Raw genomic sequence first — 16363 nt, 5'->3', positions numbered from 1 at the left:
CTCCCCTATTTGATCCAAACCGGATCCCAATCTTCGTAGTCGTTGTTGCTGATGTTACGCTGGCCGGTGCCGTCGGCGTTCATCACCCAGATCTGACGCCGGCCAGAGCGGTTGGAGAAAAATGCAATCTGGCTGCCATCGGGAGACCAGGTGGGGTGTTTGTCCCACTCCCATCGGTTCTGGGTCAACTGTTGGGGATCCTGCCCGTCCAGCCCGATGGTCCAGATCTCATCGTTGCCCGTGTGGTTCGAGACGAAGGCGATGCGGTCGCCGGCCGGTGAGAGGACAGGCTCAAACTCGTCGCCGGGGAAGTTGGTCACCATCACCTCCCGGGCATCCCCGGTCAGCGGGTTGATGGTGCGCAGGAAGATGTTGGAGTCGTTCCGGCCCTCCGGACGCTGGGCAACCACCTCCTTACGTCCGTCGCTGGAACGTCGATCTGCCTGGATCTGGGCCAGGAACTGCTCCTGGATGGCCAGGGGCGCCCGCTGTTGTTCGCTGCCATCGGCCCGCATGATGTAGACATCCGCCCCCCCATCCCGATTGCTGCGGAAGGCGATCCAGCCGACGTAGACCTGTAAATTTTTCCCGTCCAAAGCCGTGATGCTGGCAAAGGGGGTCGAAGAGGTGGAAGGTGTGGACCGGGCCACCAGGGTGGCCAGCTGCTCGGCCTGGCGGGCCGCTTCGCCGCCGTCATCCACCGGCAGGCTGGCAGCCAGGGCGTAGAGCTCCCGGGCGTAGGCCGCGTCCCCGTCGGCCAACACCTGTTCGGCCAGAATCACGTAGGACCGATAGAGTTGCTCCACCAGGTAGCCGCCCAGGTAGGTGGGACGCTCCTGGTATACCGCATGGAACGCGCTGATGGCCCGGCGCAGCTCCTGATCCCGCAGGGCCCGCTCCCCGGCCAGATAGGTGTTCAGCAGATCCAGCTCGTCCCGGGCGATGGCTTCCTCTGCCGGGGCATTGCGGACCTTTTGCAGGTAGCTTCGGGCCCGTTCCAACTCGGCCAGACCCGCCGGCCGACGGGAGACGATCTCCTGGCCGGCACGCAGGTAGGCCGCCGCCATCCGCTCCCGGGTTACATCGGCCTTGTAGGAGCCCTCCAGGGACCGCACCTCCTCGAACAGCTCTGCCGCTCTCTGCCACTCCTGACGGCGAAATGCCTGGTCCGCCTGGGTGAAGAGATGCTCCGCCTCCAGATAGGTGTTAATCTCCTGGATCTTCTCTCCCACGTCCCGATAGCCGGGCATCTCTTGTTCAATCGCGTTGAACAGGGCCAGGGCACGGGCGTAGTTCCCCGCGGCCAATACCTTCTGGGCCAACTGGTAGTAGGTGGCCAGGGTGAGCTGGCGTTTGGCGTCTTCCCGCAGCTTCAACACCGTCGCATCCTGGGGCCACTGCTCCAACACCCGGTCAAACAGATTCATGGCCTGGACGTAGGCCCCTTGTTGCAGGGCCCGCATGCCCTCCTCCTTCAGCCGCTGGATGGCGCGCTCCTGGGCCTGGATCTGGCGATACGGGCTGATGAAGTGCTGGTAGAAGAGCCCGCCGCTCAAAAAGAAGAGGAGGACCAGGCAGAAAGGCAGGAGCCGACGCAGCAGCCGCTCCGTCTTCACGCCGAGCCGACGTCCCCGGATCCGGTCCCGCCACTGGAGATCCACCGCGGCCCGCAATGCCAGCTCGTCCAGCAGGGCTATCACCGCCTGGGAGCGGGGATAGTCGGCCTGGAGGGCCCGCAGCCGGGCCTCGGCCTCGGCCCAGGCCCCCTGTTGCATGTGGAACTGGGCCTGAATGAATCGGGGATCCAGGCTAACCAGCAAGTCCGGATGCAGCGGCGGAGCGGGCGCTGTCTCATCGGTTGCCTCCGCTTCCGGCGATGCAACCACCCAGGTGGGCGGCACCGGGCTGTGGCCACGGGAAGAAGGCTCCTGCCACTCGGCGCTGACATCCGACCCCGGTTTAGCCGAGTCCCCGGCCTTCCACCAGCCTTCGCGGGCGGCCCCCGGCGCCTCGACGGCAAAGGGGTCCTGCGCCGCAGGCCGCTCTTCGGCAGGCCGGCGTGCGCCGTTGCTCCCCCCATGCCCATTCGTTCCTCCCAGCCAGGCAGGCTTCCCGCCGCGCTGGCGAGGCTTTTCGTCGCTTCCAGCCGCGGGCGCGCCGTTGGACGGAGGCACCTTTTCCACTTCAGAAACGGACGGGCTTTCTGCCTGCGTTCCGGAAAACGTTGTCCAGGACCATTTCATGTACGCTTCTCCATTTCAAGCCCAGGATGTTGCACCCCAGGATGCACCATCGACATCAACGCAGGCCATTCATCAGCCGCGGGATGGCCGGCCCCAACACCACGGCAAAGAGCGCCGGCATGATGAAAAACACCAAAGGGAACATCATTTTGAGGGGCGCCTTGCGGGCCTCCTCCTCCGCCAACAGACGGCGCCGGATGCGCATCTGGGCAGCCTGGGTATTCAGCACATCCCGAATGGCAATCCCCAGCCGGTCCGCCTGGACCAGCACGGCCACGAAGCTGGCCACCTCCGGCACCCCGGTGCGTTCGGCCAGGTGATGGAGGGCGTCGCTGCGGCCGATGCCCACCCGAATCTCACTGATCACCCGCCGCAGCTCCTCGGCCAGCTCATTGTCCCACTGGGAAGCCACCTTCTGGATGGCGGCTTCAAAGCCCAGACCCGCCTCGACGCAGATGGACATCATGTCCAGGGCATCGGGCAGAGCCCGGGCAATGGCCTTCTGCCGGCGGCGGACCTTGCTCTGCAGCCAGAAGTTGGGCAGATAGAGCCCCACCAGAAAGGCCACCAGGGTCATCAGCACCACCATCGCCAGGGGCCGCTGGTGGGCCTGGGTGAAGAAGGTGAGCCCTCCCAGGATGGCCCCGGCCAAAAAGCGAAGGCCCAGGAAGTCGGTCACAGTCAACCCGCCAGGCAGGCCGGCCCGGATCAGATTGCGCTGCAGTTCCTCGATGTTGCGGGAGGGCGTAAGATAGCGTCCCAGCCGATAGAGCCGCCGCAGGAGGGGCCGCAGAACCCGCTCGCTCCACGGGCGGGTCATCTCCAGGTCGCGCAGAGCCGGCGGCGTCCCGCCGGCCTGCATGCTGTTTGCCAGGAAGTCCGCCACCGAGGGAACGGTCCGGCTGGCCTGCCAGCTGCGCAGCCCCATGAAAAGGGCAAACAAACTCATGCTGGCCAATATGGCAACCAGAGCGTATACGACATCCATGGTGTACTCCTCCTCGTTCTCGCGGACGGTTTATTCTGGACGTGACAGAACGCCAGGCCGGTGTCGACTCATGCTCCCTCACACATCGATCCGGGTCACCATCCGCATGATGATATTCCCCAGGATGATCATCACCACCGCGCCAGCGGGAATGAGCAACGGCCAACCCGGCTGGAAAATGCCCAGCATGTATTCGGGATTGATCAGCATCAGGAGCACCCCCACGGCGAATGGGAGTCCCGACAGGATGGAACCGGTGGCCCGCTGCTGGGCCGTCATGGCCCGGATCTCGCCCTTCAACTGGATCCGATCCCGGATGGTTTTGGAAATCGTCTCCAGCACATCGGCCAGGTTGCCGCCCACCTCATTTTGAATGTGGATGGTGGTAACGATCAGGGCCAGGTCGTCGTTGTCGATGCGCTCCACCAGGTGATCCAGGGCCTCGCCCAGGCTATAGCCCAGGGCCGTCTCCCGGATGACCCGGCCGAACTCGGTGGACATGGGCTCCGGCATCTCATCCTCGATGACGCTGAGGGCGTGGAGCAGGCCATAGCCGGCCCGCAGGGAACCCACCAACATGCTCAACATGTCGGGCAGCTGGTCGGCGAACTCCTTGGCCCGCTTGCTCTGCCGGCGCCGCAGGTAAAAACCCGGCAACATCCAGCCGACGAGGGACAGGGTCAGGCCGCCGATGGGATGGCGGACAATCACCCAGCCCACCAGGAAAAAGAGCAGGGTCAGGCCGATCCGCAGCATGATGTATTCGGCCGCGGTAAACTGGCTGTCGGCTGCCTCCAGCTGGCGCTCCAGGCGCGCGCCCATGGCAAAACGGCTGATCCGCTGATTGACCTGATCCTGCAGGCGACCGCGGCGCACCTCCGATTCAGCGGGGGCAAAAGAGGCCGCCAGCCGTTTTTCCACGTCCCGCGTCCAGCCCAGCCAGTAATACATGCCCACCATGGCGGACAGCACGGCCAAAACCACCAACGCGGCAACGATCAATGCAACATTCATGCGGATCTTTCCTGATTACAGTCTGGCGTAAATACCACGGCAGAAATTCGGGGTGCCCTCTGGGCGCGCTCCCTCTGGTGGAAACCCATCGGCGAATTTCTGCCGGGATTTACTATCCTTGCAGGGGAAGCCCCAGGTAGAGCCTCCAGAGTTCAGGCCCAAAGTAGAGGGCCGCCCAGGCGCCCAACACCAGGTACGGCGCATAGGCCATGGTCTGCCCCCGGACGGACTGCCCACGCAGCCGACAGTACACCAACAGGGCCAGCGCCGCGAGGCCCCCCGTAAAAATGCAGATGACAACGGCGATCCAGATGCCGGATAACCCGGTCACCAGGCCAATGGCGCCGGCCAGCTTGACGTCTCCCATGCCCATCCCGCCCGGGCGCACCAGGGCAATCGCCAGGAAGAGGCCAAAACCGACGGCAGCCCCCAGCAGCGGCGATGCGGCCCGGGGCCACTGGATGACCAGCCCGGCCAGGAGCAAAAAGGGCAGGGCCGGCAACAGCATCCGGTTGAGAACCAGCCGATGTTCCAGGTCGATGACCGCAATGGCCAGGAAGAAGCAGGCCACCAGGGCCACCATGACCATTTGCAGGCTCCAGCCCAACCGCCAGTAGGCCAGGGTCACCAGCAGGAAGGCCCCCCCCCAGACGGCCAGGGTGCGTAGCCCTGCCGCCTTGGACGGGGGCGCCTGTCCCTGGCCCGCCACGAGATCGGCCAGGCGGTGGAAAGGCCACGCCCAGCTTGCCTGCCCGGCAGGGTGCCCTTCCCTCGCAGGCGGCAGGGTCTCGATGGCCCAGTTGGCGGCCCAGCCGGCCAGCAGCCCCAAGAGTAACACGGCCACAAACGCCATGGTCACGACTCCCCTCAAGTGGCTTCAACGGCCCGCCGCCGCCCGAAAAAGGGCAGCCCCGCCCGCCGCCGGGCTCTGGCGGACGCCTGCTTCACAGCGCCCTTGCCGGCCAGGGTTACGGCCAGCCGCACCACCGACCGGCTCAGCAAGGATCGTGGATGGCTCAGGACGAAGGGCATGCCCCGATTCAGGGCAAAGGTGGCCAGGGCCGGATCGTCCGGGATCTCCGCCCCGATCCGCTCTCCAAGCTGGGCACTGCTGGCCGCCTCGGTCAGCCCCCCACGCACACCGGCCCGATTGAGGACGATATGGGGGCGCCCCTGTACGTTGGCCTCGCTCTCCAGCGCGTTGTGTAGTACCAGCGCGTTGCGCAGGCTGGCCAGGTCCGGCCCGGTGACGATCAGGATCTCGTCCGCCAGGGTCAGCACTTCGGAAAGGACATCATCGGCGACGGCGCCGGTGTCCACCACCACATAGGCGGCCAGCTCCCGCAGATACTGCAGAATCAGGCGCCAGCTCTCCACAGGCAGGCTCACCAACTGGGAGAGATCCGGCGGTGCGGCCAGCAGCCGAACCCCGCTGCGGTGGGGCTGGAGGTGGCCTTCAATCACGTCCAGGTCAATGTTCTCTTCCTTCGCCAAACTGGCCAGGGTGTGCCTGGGCACCACGTTGAGCATCAGGGAAAGATCCCCCAGGTGGTGATGGGCCTCCACCAGGATCACATCCTGGTCGGTCTGCTGCCGCAGGGCCACGGCCAGGTTCACGGCCAGGGTACTGCGCCCCACGCCCCCCTTGAGGCCGGTGACCGCGATCATCCGGGCGCCCCGGGGACGAGCAGCAGCACCGGCCTGGGGCGAGGCCTGGAGTGAGCGGGCCTGGACCGTCCGCAGGACCGTGGTCTGGAAATGGCCCACCTCGATGGGGAAGGCCACAAAGCCAGTGGCACCCGCCTGGAGCGCATCCTGCAGCTCGATGAGCCGCTGGGGCGTGGCCAGGGCCAGCACAGGAATGTGGGGGAAAAGTCGGACCAGCTCGCCCAGTTGCGCAATGGCGGAAGGCAGGTCCAGGTCCACCAGGATCAGGTCCAGGGGCTGGCGCCGCAGCCGACGTTCTGGCTCCGGCAGGTTGACACAGGCCGTCAGCTGCCAGCCCAACTCCTGGAGGATCTGCTCCAGACTTTCAGCCCGGAAGGGGTCGCCTGTCACCAGGCCGAGATGCAACGTTTTCTGCTCATCCATGGTTACACCAAACTGTCCTTAGTATCGGTTGAGGTCGATGCCGTAACGCTCGGCCAGGTAGAACTGATCCACCGGCTTGATGTCCACCACACTATCGTCGGACGGAGCCCGCACCGCCAGGTCCAGTGAGCCGCCCACATCCAGGATGTGGCGGATGGTCAAGGCGTCCTGAGGGTCTACGGCCAGGATGATGGACTGCCCCTTTTCATCCGGGGTGCGGAAGACGCCCCCTTCCTGGCTGGTCAGGGAGGACGGCCCCTCCTCCACGGTGGTGGCCGGGAGGATGATGGCGTGAACCTCCAGGTTCTGCATCAGGGCGATGGTCTCGGCCAGGGGTCCGCTGCCCTGGGAGCGCTGGACCTCCACGTCGAAGGTGGCCATCAGGTCAATGCGGTCGCCGGGGCGGATCAGGCGGTTGCTGATCAGCTTGGACTGGGTGGGGACGGCGATCACCGTCTTCCCCTCCGGGACGGACAGGGCCACGGCCTGGGTGACGATGTCCGGCGTCACCAGGTACTGGGTCAGGATGGGCTGGTTGGCGAAGATCTCCACCGTGGCCATCTTGCCCACCACCTGATCCAGGGACGTGGCCGCCCCTTCCGGCACGGCGTCCAGGGGCAGGTTGCGAATGATCAGTTCGCTCTCGCCGATGGAGCGCCGGAAGGGAATGTTGGTCGCGGCCACCACCACCGGCTGGGTGGTTTCATCTAAGCGATCGGCCGCGGCGGGCGCCGCTGTGGCCAACACGCCGTAGGCCAACAGGCCAGCCAGAGATGCCAAAATCAGGGCACCAACCCACCATAGAAGTCCGCTGTGTTTCATGGTTCACTCTCGTTCTTGCACAAAGACCCACTCACCGTTCGACCCGGACGTCCCGCAGGCCGAAATCCGGCGCGCCCTCTTCCACTTCGCCCCGGGCCAACCAGCGCAGGAAGCGCATGACAAAGGACTGCCGGTTGCCGACAGCCTCGTAGTCGATCAGGGTCACCCGGGCGAAGCCACAGACCAGACGGCCATTGCCGTTGGCCCGGGAGAGGGGGATGATGAAGGACTTGCCTTCCCAATCCCGGAGCTGGCTGGCCACCTGGGTGCCGTTATTGAATGGCGGCCCCTTGGGGATCACATCTCCGATGCGCCACTTGCCGCTGCGGCTCAGGTCCTGGATGTTCTGGCGCAGCTCGTTCACGCTGCTGGAGCCGCCGTTCCAGTCCAGCCAGGTCAATTCGCACATGTTCTCGCCCCCATCATCACCGCCGTCACTGCCGCCACCGATGTCCCCCTCGTCTTCGTCGTCGGGCGGCGGGGGCGGCGAGGCAGGGGGTACGAAGCCGCCATCCACGGTCAGGTTGTCACCGTTGGCCACGATGGCCACGGCCTTGCCGGTGGACTCGTTAAAGTCGCTGTCCACGTCGTCGCTGGCGCTGTCCCGGGGGCTGTAGGTATAGCCGGCCAGGGGACCGCCGCTGTTGAAGTTGCTGTCGGCCACCTTCACCATGTAGTTGCCGGCGGGCAGGTTTTCAAAGGCGTAGCGCCCCTCCCCGTCGGTGGTCACCCGGTCCACCACCTGGGGCTGGCCCACGATGGTCAGTTCCAGTTCCACGTTGGCAATGCCCGGCTCCCCCTCATCCTGGATGCCGTTGCCATTGGTGTCCTGCCAGATGCGATCCCCCAGCCTGTAGAGGTTGACCGGCGAGCTCTGGCAGGAGGCGATGGCCGCCACCGCGCCGCTGGCCGGGAAGTGGATGGCCAGCCGACGCACACCGGAGACATAGAGGGGCACCACCTGGAAGCTGTTGTCGCCCAGCCCCAGCATCTCCACCTTGGTCAGGAGCTGCTGTCCGCCGCTGTCGCTGTAGGCAGCGACCCAACCGCCGGCCTCGTCGTCATCGATGTCCAGGATGTGCACCTGATCGATCTGGACGGGGTGATCGAAGGTGAAGAGGATGGTGCCGCCGCTGCCGTTGTCATCCGGGTCGGACATGTCGCCGTCCTCGGAGATGATCAGGACCTTGCCCTGGGCCCGGTTGTTCTCGCCGGGCTCACCCACGCCGCCACCTTCGCCATCGCCGGGCCCGCCGAAATCCTCGTTGGGGGTGCCCAGGTCGGCATCGCCGCCGCTGGGCTGGGTGCTGTCGAAGATCATGGCCGGGTGGCCGGGACCCCGGTCGGTGGTGACGTGGATGCCCCAGGCCGCCCACTCTTCGTCGATGATCTGGCCCTTGCTCAGGGGAGAGCCGGCCGCGTTGGTCTCGAAATCGATGGTGTCCAGGCAGGGGCCCATCTCTTCCACCGGTTCTACGGAGCCATCGCAGATGGGCCCCATGATCTGTTCTGCCTTGGATTTGGTGCCCGCCTTGGCCAGGACCTCCACCGTGCCGGCGGGATAGTCGGCATCCAGGGTGATGGAGAACTGGGCGTCCTCGAAACTGTCGGAGACGTCCCACTTGATGCCGTAGAAGCCGGTGCTGCCATCGGTACCCATTTCGGCGCCCCCGGGGCTGGTGCTCACAATGTGGTCCAGGCAGGTGCCGATGCCCAGGTTCCAGTGGCTCAGGTCTCGCCCCCGCACTTCCCGCACCCGATAGGTCCAGGTGTTGCCCCTCTTCTGGACCATGGTGACCTCATAGGTGGAGTTTTTGTTGTCCAGCAGCTCGATGGTGACCGGGCCGGGATCGGGCGCTTCGCTGGCGTAGGTGGCGAAGGTGGTATAAGTGGTGTCGTCGTCCGGCGCGGAAGCAGCCGCCGCGGTCGTCTGGCTTTGGGCATCATCACAGATAGGGCCGGTGATCTGGCCGGTGGCCGAGTTGGGCCCGCCTTTCACCAGCGCCTCCACCGTGCCGGCCGGGTAGTCGCCGTCCAGGGTGATGGCGAAGGAGCCGCTGCTGAAACCGTCGGAGACGTCCCACTTGATGCCGTAGAAGCCGGTGCTGCCGTCTACCCCCATCTCTGCGCCCCCGGGCGAGGCATTCACAATCCGATCCAGGCAGGAGCCGATGCCCAGATCCCAGTGGCTCAGATCCCGCCCCCGCAGCTCGTAGACGGTGTAATGCCAGGTGTTTCCGGTCCGCCCGTCAAAGGTGATGGCATATTTGGTATTTTTGTTATCGTTCAAGGCAATGATCACCTTTTCCGGTTCGGCCGGGGGCTGGACCGTGGGGGTGGCGGTGGGGGTCGCCGTGGGAGTCGCCTCCTGGGTGGGCTGGGCTGTGGCCGTGGGGGTAGGCGTAGCGGTGGGGGTCGCCGTGGGGGTGGCGGTGGGCTCGCTTCCTTCGGGCGTAGGCGGCGTATCCATATAAACAAATGTCTGATCTGCCCCCAGGCTGACACAGTCACAGGAAAGGGTCATGGGAAAGAGGTTGTCGGTGGCCGAAACTGGCTGGTAGGTGGCTTCGGCCGCGGCCGAGGCCCGGGCGCTCATGGTGCCCTGCCCCAGCACCCGGGCGAAGTAGGTGCCAAAGGTGCGCTGGGCCACCACGTGGACGCCGGTATTGTTGTTGATCAGGCGCCAGGTGACCTCGTCCGCGCCGTTGGCCATGGCCACTTCCCGGATGACGGCATCCACCTGGTCCATCAGGACCACGGGGGAGGTGGCCAGCTCCCGGGCGCCGGCCAGCGCGGCGGCATCTGCGGCCAACTGCATGCGCTGGCGCTGGAAATAGGCGTTGCTGCCGTCGATGGCCAGGCCGGCAAAGCCCATCAGGGCCACCAGCAGCAGGGAGATCAGGACCAGGTTGGCGCCCTCCTCCTGCCGCCACATCTCTTCCATTCGCCCCCACAGGCAGGGGCACTGTTTGTTGCGTCCAGGCTGCTTGCTGCGCCCGGCCCGGACAGTTTCAGGAGCCATCATAGAGCACCACCATGGTTGCACCGATGCGGAACGGCACTGTGGGAAGACCAGTAAACGAACCAAAGAGCAAGGGATAGTCATACTGGACGGTGACAGTGATCCGCTCGCCGGCGCTGTAGGAGGAGCGCTGGGGCGAGATCTCCACTGCGACGCCGCCATCGCTGATGGCGCCCACGCTGAGGCCCAGGCGCCCGGCCTCCTCGCTGACCCGGGCCAGCGCGCCATCCACGTCGTCCGGGTGGGAAGTCAGCCAGCGGGCGCCTTCCCGGGCGGCGTTGGTCAGGCCAATATAGGTGCGGAAGCCCATGCCGATGTCCATGGTGCCCAGGGCCAGCAGGAGCAGGACGGGAAAGATCAGAGCCATCTCCACCAGGCTGCTGCCCCGCTCCCCGGGTCGCGGCCGGGAGGTTCCAGGCTGTGGATTGTTCTTCATGGCCCTCCCTCCAAGAGATTGCACTGGATGACGCTACCACTCGTTCATGATTCCAACGTGAAGCCGGCATCCTCAGATGCCGGGCCAGACGGGACGGCGCCGCATCTGAGGATGCTCCCTCCGCCGATGGGCCCCATTGCGAAGTACTGACCCAGATTTTTCGGGTGAAAGACGCCCTTCCCCGGGCCGCTCCGATGCCGAAGCCCTCGGGACGCGGCACCGGAAAGGTGGCGACGTGGGCCTGTCGGTTCTGGCCGAGGAAGGGCGTGTGTCTAGCTGTGATACAGATGCGCAGTCGTTACAGGGTCCTAGACAATGGGCTTTTCTGACACGGCGAGTATTGGATTGGAAACAACGCGGTTCTAAAAGTGAGCAACGCCCCAATTATGGTGCTTGTGCCCCTCCTAGCTCCGCTACGATTGCGCTAAACGCATCTGCGATTTCTCCCCCAAGGGCAGCGATGGTGCCAACTACAACCACGGCAATCAGAGCCAACAGCAACCCGTACTCGGCCAGGCTCTGTCCCTTTTCATCCTTGATCAAGACAGGCAGGTACATGCGCAGGGTGGAAATCAGGAACAACATGATAGTTTCTCCTTCTTACTCAAATGGAACTTGAACACGAATGGATGTGAACACGTAAACGTTTGAAACCGATACCGACCGGGTTTCCCCGTGGCCTGACCTCACCGTCAGGAGATGGTAGGGTCAGTAGACGATCATGCGGGTATCCCCCCGGAGTTGCACCCCGTCGGCGCCCATCACGCCGGTGATGAAGGGTGTGATAAATTCGTACGGGTAGATCACCTCCACTTGCACACTATCGTCACGTACGGTGGACCGAATGATGGCCCGGTCCGGGTCCAGCCCGACCATGCGCCGGGTGACGGCCTCGTTGATCTCGGCCGGGTCGACGATGCCGGCCCGGGCCCCTTCCTGGGCGGCGGCCTGGACCACGCTGGCGGTGTAGATCGCCCGGGTGAATTCGATCATCCCGATCACCAGCAGCAGAATCACGCTGGCACTGAGGGCAAATTCCACCAGGGTCGTGGCCCCCTCGCCCCGAAGGCGATGACACAGGCGGCTGTTAGAAAGGTTCTTCCATCGTTCCGTGGATCCTTCCTCCTTTCTGCCAGAAGCGTGGTGGGTGATACGGTGTGTGATACGGGGTGCGTGAACAGGTACCCCGTATCACGCACTCCGGTATTCACCCTTCACGCATCCGCTGCGAGTTGCCCCCATTGTAGCAGGGAGCCTGGTCCCAGGTATCGGCCAAACGACGAGATTTCAATGCGACAACAAACCGAGGGGCGGCCGCGGAGAACGCTGCACAAAAGATTGAGCCCATGTGCCAAATGTCGTACTCGCGTTTTCGGCCATCCTCCCCCCGGATCCCTGTCCTAAACCGGCGGCCAATCCTCCTTTTGGCGTAGTCACTCCCATCGTTTGGCCCTCACCCCAACCGTGTCAGGCTGCTATGCTGGCCGTAGGGGCGGGCCCCCGTGCCCGCCCGATGCCGCCAATTGCGCAAAGGTACCGGTTTGCCGTAGGGACGGCTCCCAGCCGCCCGATGGTGCACATCCCGGCGGGTAAAGTAGGGGCGAATCATGATTCGCCCCCGCCTACGACGGGGCACCCCTTTCCATCGGGGCGGGTCCGTGACCCGCCCGTTGCCGCCAGGCCCCGGTAGGGGCGAATTATTCGCCCCTACCACGCCTACGACGGGGCACCCACCTACCGTGTGGACGAATCATGTTTCGCCCACGTACCCGTGAAAACCTGTGGAACAAAAGAGGAACACGAAGATGACGGAACGATGGCATATGTCCCCATACTCGACCCAGGCCCGGGGCTTTTCCCCAGGTCGATTGGCCCGGCTGTTAGGCTCCTGCATGGTTGTGGTGGGCTTCTGGCTCTGGATGGCGGCCGGCGGCCATCTGCTGGCCCAGGAGGTGGATCCTACCGCGCCGGAGGCGCCCCAGCTGCTGGCACCCCAAGATGGGGCAGTGACCACCGGCCAGAGCCACCCACCCCTGGGCGTACCGGTCCTCCAATGGACGCCGGTGGCCGATGCTACCCGCTACCGGGTCCAGGTGAGCGAATCGGCCGCCTTCGCCGACCCCGTCGTGGAAAAGACCACGGTGGGTACCTCCTACGTGCCCACCGAAGCGCTGAAAGACGGCACCTACTACTGGCGAGTCCGGGCCGAGCAGGGCGCAGTGGCCGGTCCCTACTCGGAAACCCGGCGCTTTACCAAAGACTGGAGCAACGGCGGCGCCCTCGCTCCCCAACTCCTCTCGCCGGCCCACGACAGCGAGATCGCCGCCTTCGGCCACCAGGATTTCCGCTGGAGTCCCGTGTACGGCGCGGCGACCTACCGGCTGGAGGTGGCCCTGGATGAAGGCTTTACCAACCTGGTCTACAGCGCCACCGCGGTGAAGCACCAGCACACCCCCACCGCCCGGTTCGCCAACAACCGCTACTACTGGCGGGTGACCCCCGTCGACGCCGCTGGTAACTATAGCCAGTCAAGCCCGGTCTGGTCCTTTGTCTACAACTGGAATACGGCTCCCCAGCTCCTGGCCCCGGATGATGGCCTGGAGCCGGCCTACGTGCCCCGCTTCCAGTGGACCGCAGTGGAAGGGGCCCACACCTATCAGTTGGAGATCAGCACAGAAGAGGACTTCAGCAGCAAGACGATCTACCAGACGGCCAACACCGAGTACACGCCGGTGAAGCAGCTCAACAACGACCAGGACTACTACTGGCGGGTCAAGGCCATCGACTACGGCGGCCACAGCAGCCCCTGGAGCGAAGTGCGCCACTTCCGCACCCGGTGGTACTTCCAGCCCACCCTGCTGACGCCGGCCAACAACGCCATCCTCCAGTCCTACCCTTTCTTCAGTTGGACCCCCATCCCCGGCGTGGAACGGTATCAAATCCAGATCGACAAAAGCTCCTCCTTCGATCGCCCCATCGCGGATATCAAAATTTATAATGTGACCTCCTACGCCCAGCCGGAATGGAGAGATGTTCTGATCGAGGGCAGCTACTACTGGCGGGTCCGGGGTATCGACGCGGAGGACAACTACACACCCTGGAGCGATACCCGCGCCTTTCGCGTCGGTTACACCACCACCCCCAACCCCATCTACCCACCCTACTACTACCCGCCCAATACGGCCGAGCTGCCCGTCCATCGGGATGAGACCGTGGCCTGGCCCCTCTTCATCTGGGACAGCGCCCTCAGCTACAACTCGGACACCGGGCTGACCCAGCGGCCGGACTACTACCAGCTCACCGTGAGCTCGGACCCGGCCTTCCAGACCATCAACTTCCAGATCGAGACCCTGGGCAATGCCGCCGCCCCGACCCTGGCCCATCCTTTCAACGGGCTGGTGGACGGCCAGACCTACTACTGGCGGGTCCGGGCCTACAAGGACGGCGGCCAGATGGGCAGCGAAAACATCTGGCTGGCCCGCATCGACCGGGGCAGCTCCACCCTGCCGGTCACCGAGAGCATCCAGTTGATCTATCCGGCCGACGCTTTCGAGGCGGTGGAGGTGCCGCCCATCCTGGGCTGGCTGCCCGTGGCCGGCGCCGACCGCTACCGGGTACAGGTCAGCCGGGACCGGGACTTCACCGACGTCGTGGATGAGGCCACGGCCACCCACCTCAACTACGTGCCCTGGCAGGGCCGCCTGGAAGCCATGCCCATGGGCACCTACTGGTGGCGAGTCCAGGCCCAGGATGCCAGCGGATCGCCCCTGGGCGGGTGGAGCGAGGTGCGCCACTTCAACCTCTCCTACGACCTGATCATGGGCAACCCATACGATTTCGTGCCGCCGGCCACCAGCCTGCTGGATACCCAAGGCGGCTATGACCCCCTCCTGACCCAGGTCGCCACCAGCCCGGACGGCGGCTGGGGGGCCTATGAGCTGGGCGACCTGCACATTATGCTGAACCGCCCAACGGGTGACGAAAATAACCTCTACTGGGTGATCGCCTTCGGCACGCCCAATCCGGTCACCGGCACCGTACGCTATGGCCTCTACGTGGATGTGGATCATCGGGAAGGGGAAGGGGGAAGCACGGATCCCATGGGCAAGCCCATCGCTGTGGATCCCCTCTACGCGCCGGACTACGTCCTCTACATCGACCGAAACGGGGACACGCTGGACGCCGGAAACAGCTTCTTCCTGGAATGGGACGGACAGAGCTGGATGCCCCGGCCCAGCCTGGCCGGCATCGGCGGCCAGGTCCACTATGACAGCACCACCCAGGCCGTCCAGCTCCAGGTTCCCTTCACCGCTTTGGGCGCCGGCCGGGAGGACTTCGTGGGCAGCCTGGCCATCACCGTCTTCAGCACCACCACCGACCCGGCAGACGGCCTGCGGGACAGCCTGCCCGTCCAGGCCGGCACCCTCAACCGCCCGGCCTTTGTCTCGGACATGCTCACGCCCCTCTATCCCTTTGATACCCCGCTCTCCAACCCCTTCGTCTTCCAGGACATGCCGCCCATCCGCTGGCGCACGCCCTACTTCGACTCGGTGGATGGCTACCAGGTGCAGCTGGCCAAGGACCCCAAATTCACCCAGGTGGTGGAGGAGTGGGAGACCTATGAGAGCAGCACCTGGTCATTTTTCACCCTCCTGCCCGCCACCTTCCAGTCCATCCAGGCCCGGGAGGACAACGAGAGCTACTACTGGCGGGTGCGCATCCGCCACGAGCGCTATCGAACCAGCAGCAGCTACTTCGACTACGGCCCCTGGTCGCCCCCCATGCGCTTCAAGCTGAGCAGCCGGGTCCCCACCAATCCCCGGGTCATCCCCGAGGGCGTGGTGACCACGCCCACCTTCGTGTGGGACCGGGTGGAGGGCGCCGCCGGCTACGTGCTGCAGGTGGACGACGACGCCAATTTCAGCAAACCGGTGATCGACGTGAAGGTGGGCGCCACCAGCTACACCTGGACGGATCCCCTGCCGGACGGCACCTACTACTGGCGGGTGGCCATCCGGCGCTCGGACAAGGTCATGGGCCAGTGGACCGCGCCCATGAGCTTTACCAAGCGATCCCTGGCGCCCACCCTCCTCAGCCCCGTCGGCGGTGTAGTCATCAACGAGCAGCCCACTTTCACCTGGGCGCCGGTGTTGACCAACACCGGGACCCTGCGCATGGCCGCGCCCCGCTATCGGCTCCAGATCAGCGGCGACCCCAACTTCAGCAACCCGGCCACCTACACCACCGAGTCCACCACCTACACGCCGGCCAAACGCCAAACCCTGCCGGATGGCACCTACTACTGGCGGGTGGCCGTGATCGACGCGGATAACAACCTGGGGGCCTACAGCGAGCCTCAATCCTTCTACAAGGAATACCTGCCGCCCCATCTGATGGAACCGCAGCAGGGCGCGGCCGTCACCCCGGCCACCGTCTTCCGCTGGGATCCCATCCACGGGGCGGCGAACTACCGCATCCAGATCGACGAAGATCCCTTCTTTGGCTCCGCTGAAAGCGCCACCACCGACAACGCCGCCTATGCCGCCACCAAGGAGCTGAAAGGCCCGCTGGTCTACTGGCGGGTGCAGATGCTGGACGAAGACAACAACCCAGGGCCCTATGAAGTGGGCCAGGTGGCGCTCCAGCAGTTCGCCATCTACCTGCCCCTGGTGGCAAATCCCTGAACCGCCCCCCAACCCACCTGCGCCCCACACAAAAAGCCCCGGCATCTCTCGGAAAAATCCGAA

Annotated in this window: 11 protein-coding genes; 1 reads left to right on the top strand and 10 read right to left on the bottom strand. The window is 65.0% G+C overall.

Annotated features, from left to right (window positions below):
- Positions 1-5: 5 nt before the first annotated feature.
- The 10 genes from FKZ61_RS18155 to FKZ61_RS18110 all read right to left on the bottom strand — a co-directional run bounded on the left by FKZ61_RS18155 (position 6) and on the right by FKZ61_RS18110 (position 11657).
- Entirely contained in the window at positions 6-2174 is a 2169-nt protein-coding gene (locus FKZ61_RS18155) for a DPP IV N-terminal domain-containing protein (protein WP_141611561.1), read from the bottom strand.
- A gap of 124 nt (positions 2175-2298) precedes the next feature.
- Complete coding sequence (locus FKZ61_RS18150; RefSeq protein WP_141611560.1) at positions 2299-3231, bottom strand: type II secretion system F family protein; 933 nt, start codon at positions 3229-3231, stop codon at positions 2299-2301.
- Positions 3232-3309: 78 nt separating this feature from the next.
- Positions 3310-4245, bottom strand: coding sequence for a type II secretion system F family protein (locus FKZ61_RS18145; RefSeq protein ID WP_141611559.1), 936 nt, complete (start codon positions 4243-4245; stop codon positions 3310-3312).
- Between the two features lie 112 nt (positions 4246-4357).
- Positions 4358-5098, bottom strand: coding sequence for a prepilin peptidase (locus FKZ61_RS18140; protein WP_141611558.1), 741 nt, complete (start codon positions 5096-5098; stop codon positions 4358-4360).
- 14 nt (positions 5099-5112) lie between these two features.
- Positions 5113-6336, bottom strand: a complete 1224-nt coding sequence (locus FKZ61_RS18135) for a response regulator (protein WP_141611557.1) — start codon at positions 6334-6336, stop codon at positions 5113-5115.
- A gap of 18 nt (positions 6337-6354) precedes the next feature.
- Positions 6355-7158 (bottom strand): Flp pilus assembly protein CpaB, encoded by an 804-nt coding sequence (gene cpaB / locus FKZ61_RS18130; RefSeq protein ID WP_141611556.1) that lies wholly within the window; start codon positions 7156-7158, stop codon positions 6355-6357.
- A 31-nt stretch (positions 7159-7189) separates the two neighbouring features.
- Positions 7190-10183 carry an SdrD B-like domain-containing protein gene (locus FKZ61_RS18125; RefSeq protein ID WP_211358625.1) on the bottom strand — a complete coding sequence of 998 codons (2994 nt, stop codon included), beginning with the start codon at positions 10181-10183 and terminating at the stop codon, positions 7190-7192.
- On the bottom strand, positions 10170-10616 hold the full coding sequence (locus FKZ61_RS18120) for a TadE/TadG family type IV pilus assembly protein (protein WP_141611554.1): 447 nt from the start codon (positions 10614-10616) through the stop codon (positions 10170-10172). Before FKZ61_RS18120 ends, FKZ61_RS18125 begins: the two co-directional genes overlap by 14 nt.
- Positions 10617-11000: 384 nt before the next feature.
- Positions 11001-11201, bottom strand: a complete 201-nt coding sequence (locus FKZ61_RS18115) for a Flp family type IVb pilin (RefSeq protein WP_211358624.1) — start codon at positions 11199-11201, stop codon at positions 11001-11003.
- Between the two features lie 123 nt (positions 11202-11324).
- The gene (locus FKZ61_RS18110) at positions 11325-11657 is read right to left on the bottom strand and encodes a TadE/TadG family type IV pilus assembly protein (RefSeq protein ID WP_170199955.1); all 333 of its coding nucleotides are present in this window, start codon (positions 11655-11657) and stop codon (positions 11325-11327) included.
- Positions 11658-12439: 782 nt separating this feature from the next.
- On the opposite strand from FKZ61_RS18110, the gene FKZ61_RS18105 reads away from it, so the two are divergent.
- Positions 12440-16300, top strand: a complete 3861-nt coding sequence (locus tag FKZ61_RS18105) for a glycoside hydrolase family 78 protein (RefSeq protein ID WP_141611552.1) — start codon at positions 12440-12442, stop codon at positions 16298-16300.
- The last annotated feature ends 63 nt before the right edge of the window (positions 16301-16363 follow it).

Source organism: Litorilinea aerophila, from assembly GCF_006569185.2.
GTDB lineage: Bacteria > Chloroflexota > Anaerolineae > Caldilineales > Caldilineaceae > Litorilinea > Litorilinea aerophila.
This window is presented reverse-complemented; position numbering and strand designations above follow the sequence as displayed.

Coding starts and splice junctions, on each gene's coding strand:
- FKZ61_RS18150 (WP_141611560.1), bottom strand. CDS start 3,231: ATGGATGTCGTATACGCTCTGGTTGCCATATTGGCCAGCATGAGTTTG.
- FKZ61_RS18145 (WP_141611559.1), bottom strand. CDS start 4,245: ATGAATGTTGCATTGATCGTTGCCGCGTTGGTGGTTTTGGCCGTGCTG.
- FKZ61_RS18140 (WP_141611558.1), bottom strand. CDS start 5,098: ATGGCGTTTGTGGCCGTGTTACTCTTGGGGCTGCTGGCCGGCTGGGCC.
- FKZ61_RS18135 (WP_141611557.1), bottom strand. CDS start 6,336: ATGGATGAGCAGAAAACGTTGCATCTCGGCCTGGTGACAGGCGACCCC.
- cpaB (WP_141611556.1), bottom strand. CDS start 7,158: ATGAAACACAGCGGACTTCTATGGTGGGTTGGTGCCCTGATTTTGGCA.
- FKZ61_RS18125 (WP_211358625.1), bottom strand. CDS start 10,183: ATGATGGCTCCTGAAACTGTCCGGGCCGGGCGCAGCAAGCAGCCTGGA.
- FKZ61_RS18120 (WP_141611554.1), bottom strand. CDS start 10,616: ATGAAGAACAATCCACAGCCTGGAACCTCCCGGCCGCGACCCGGGGAG.
- FKZ61_RS18115 (WP_211358624.1), bottom strand. CDS start 11,201: ATGTTGTTCCTGATTTCCACCCTGCGCATGTACCTGCCTGTCTTGATC.
- FKZ61_RS18105 (WP_141611552.1), top strand. CDS start 12,440: ATGTCCCCATACTCGACCCAGGCCCGGGGCTTTTCCCCAGGTCGATTG.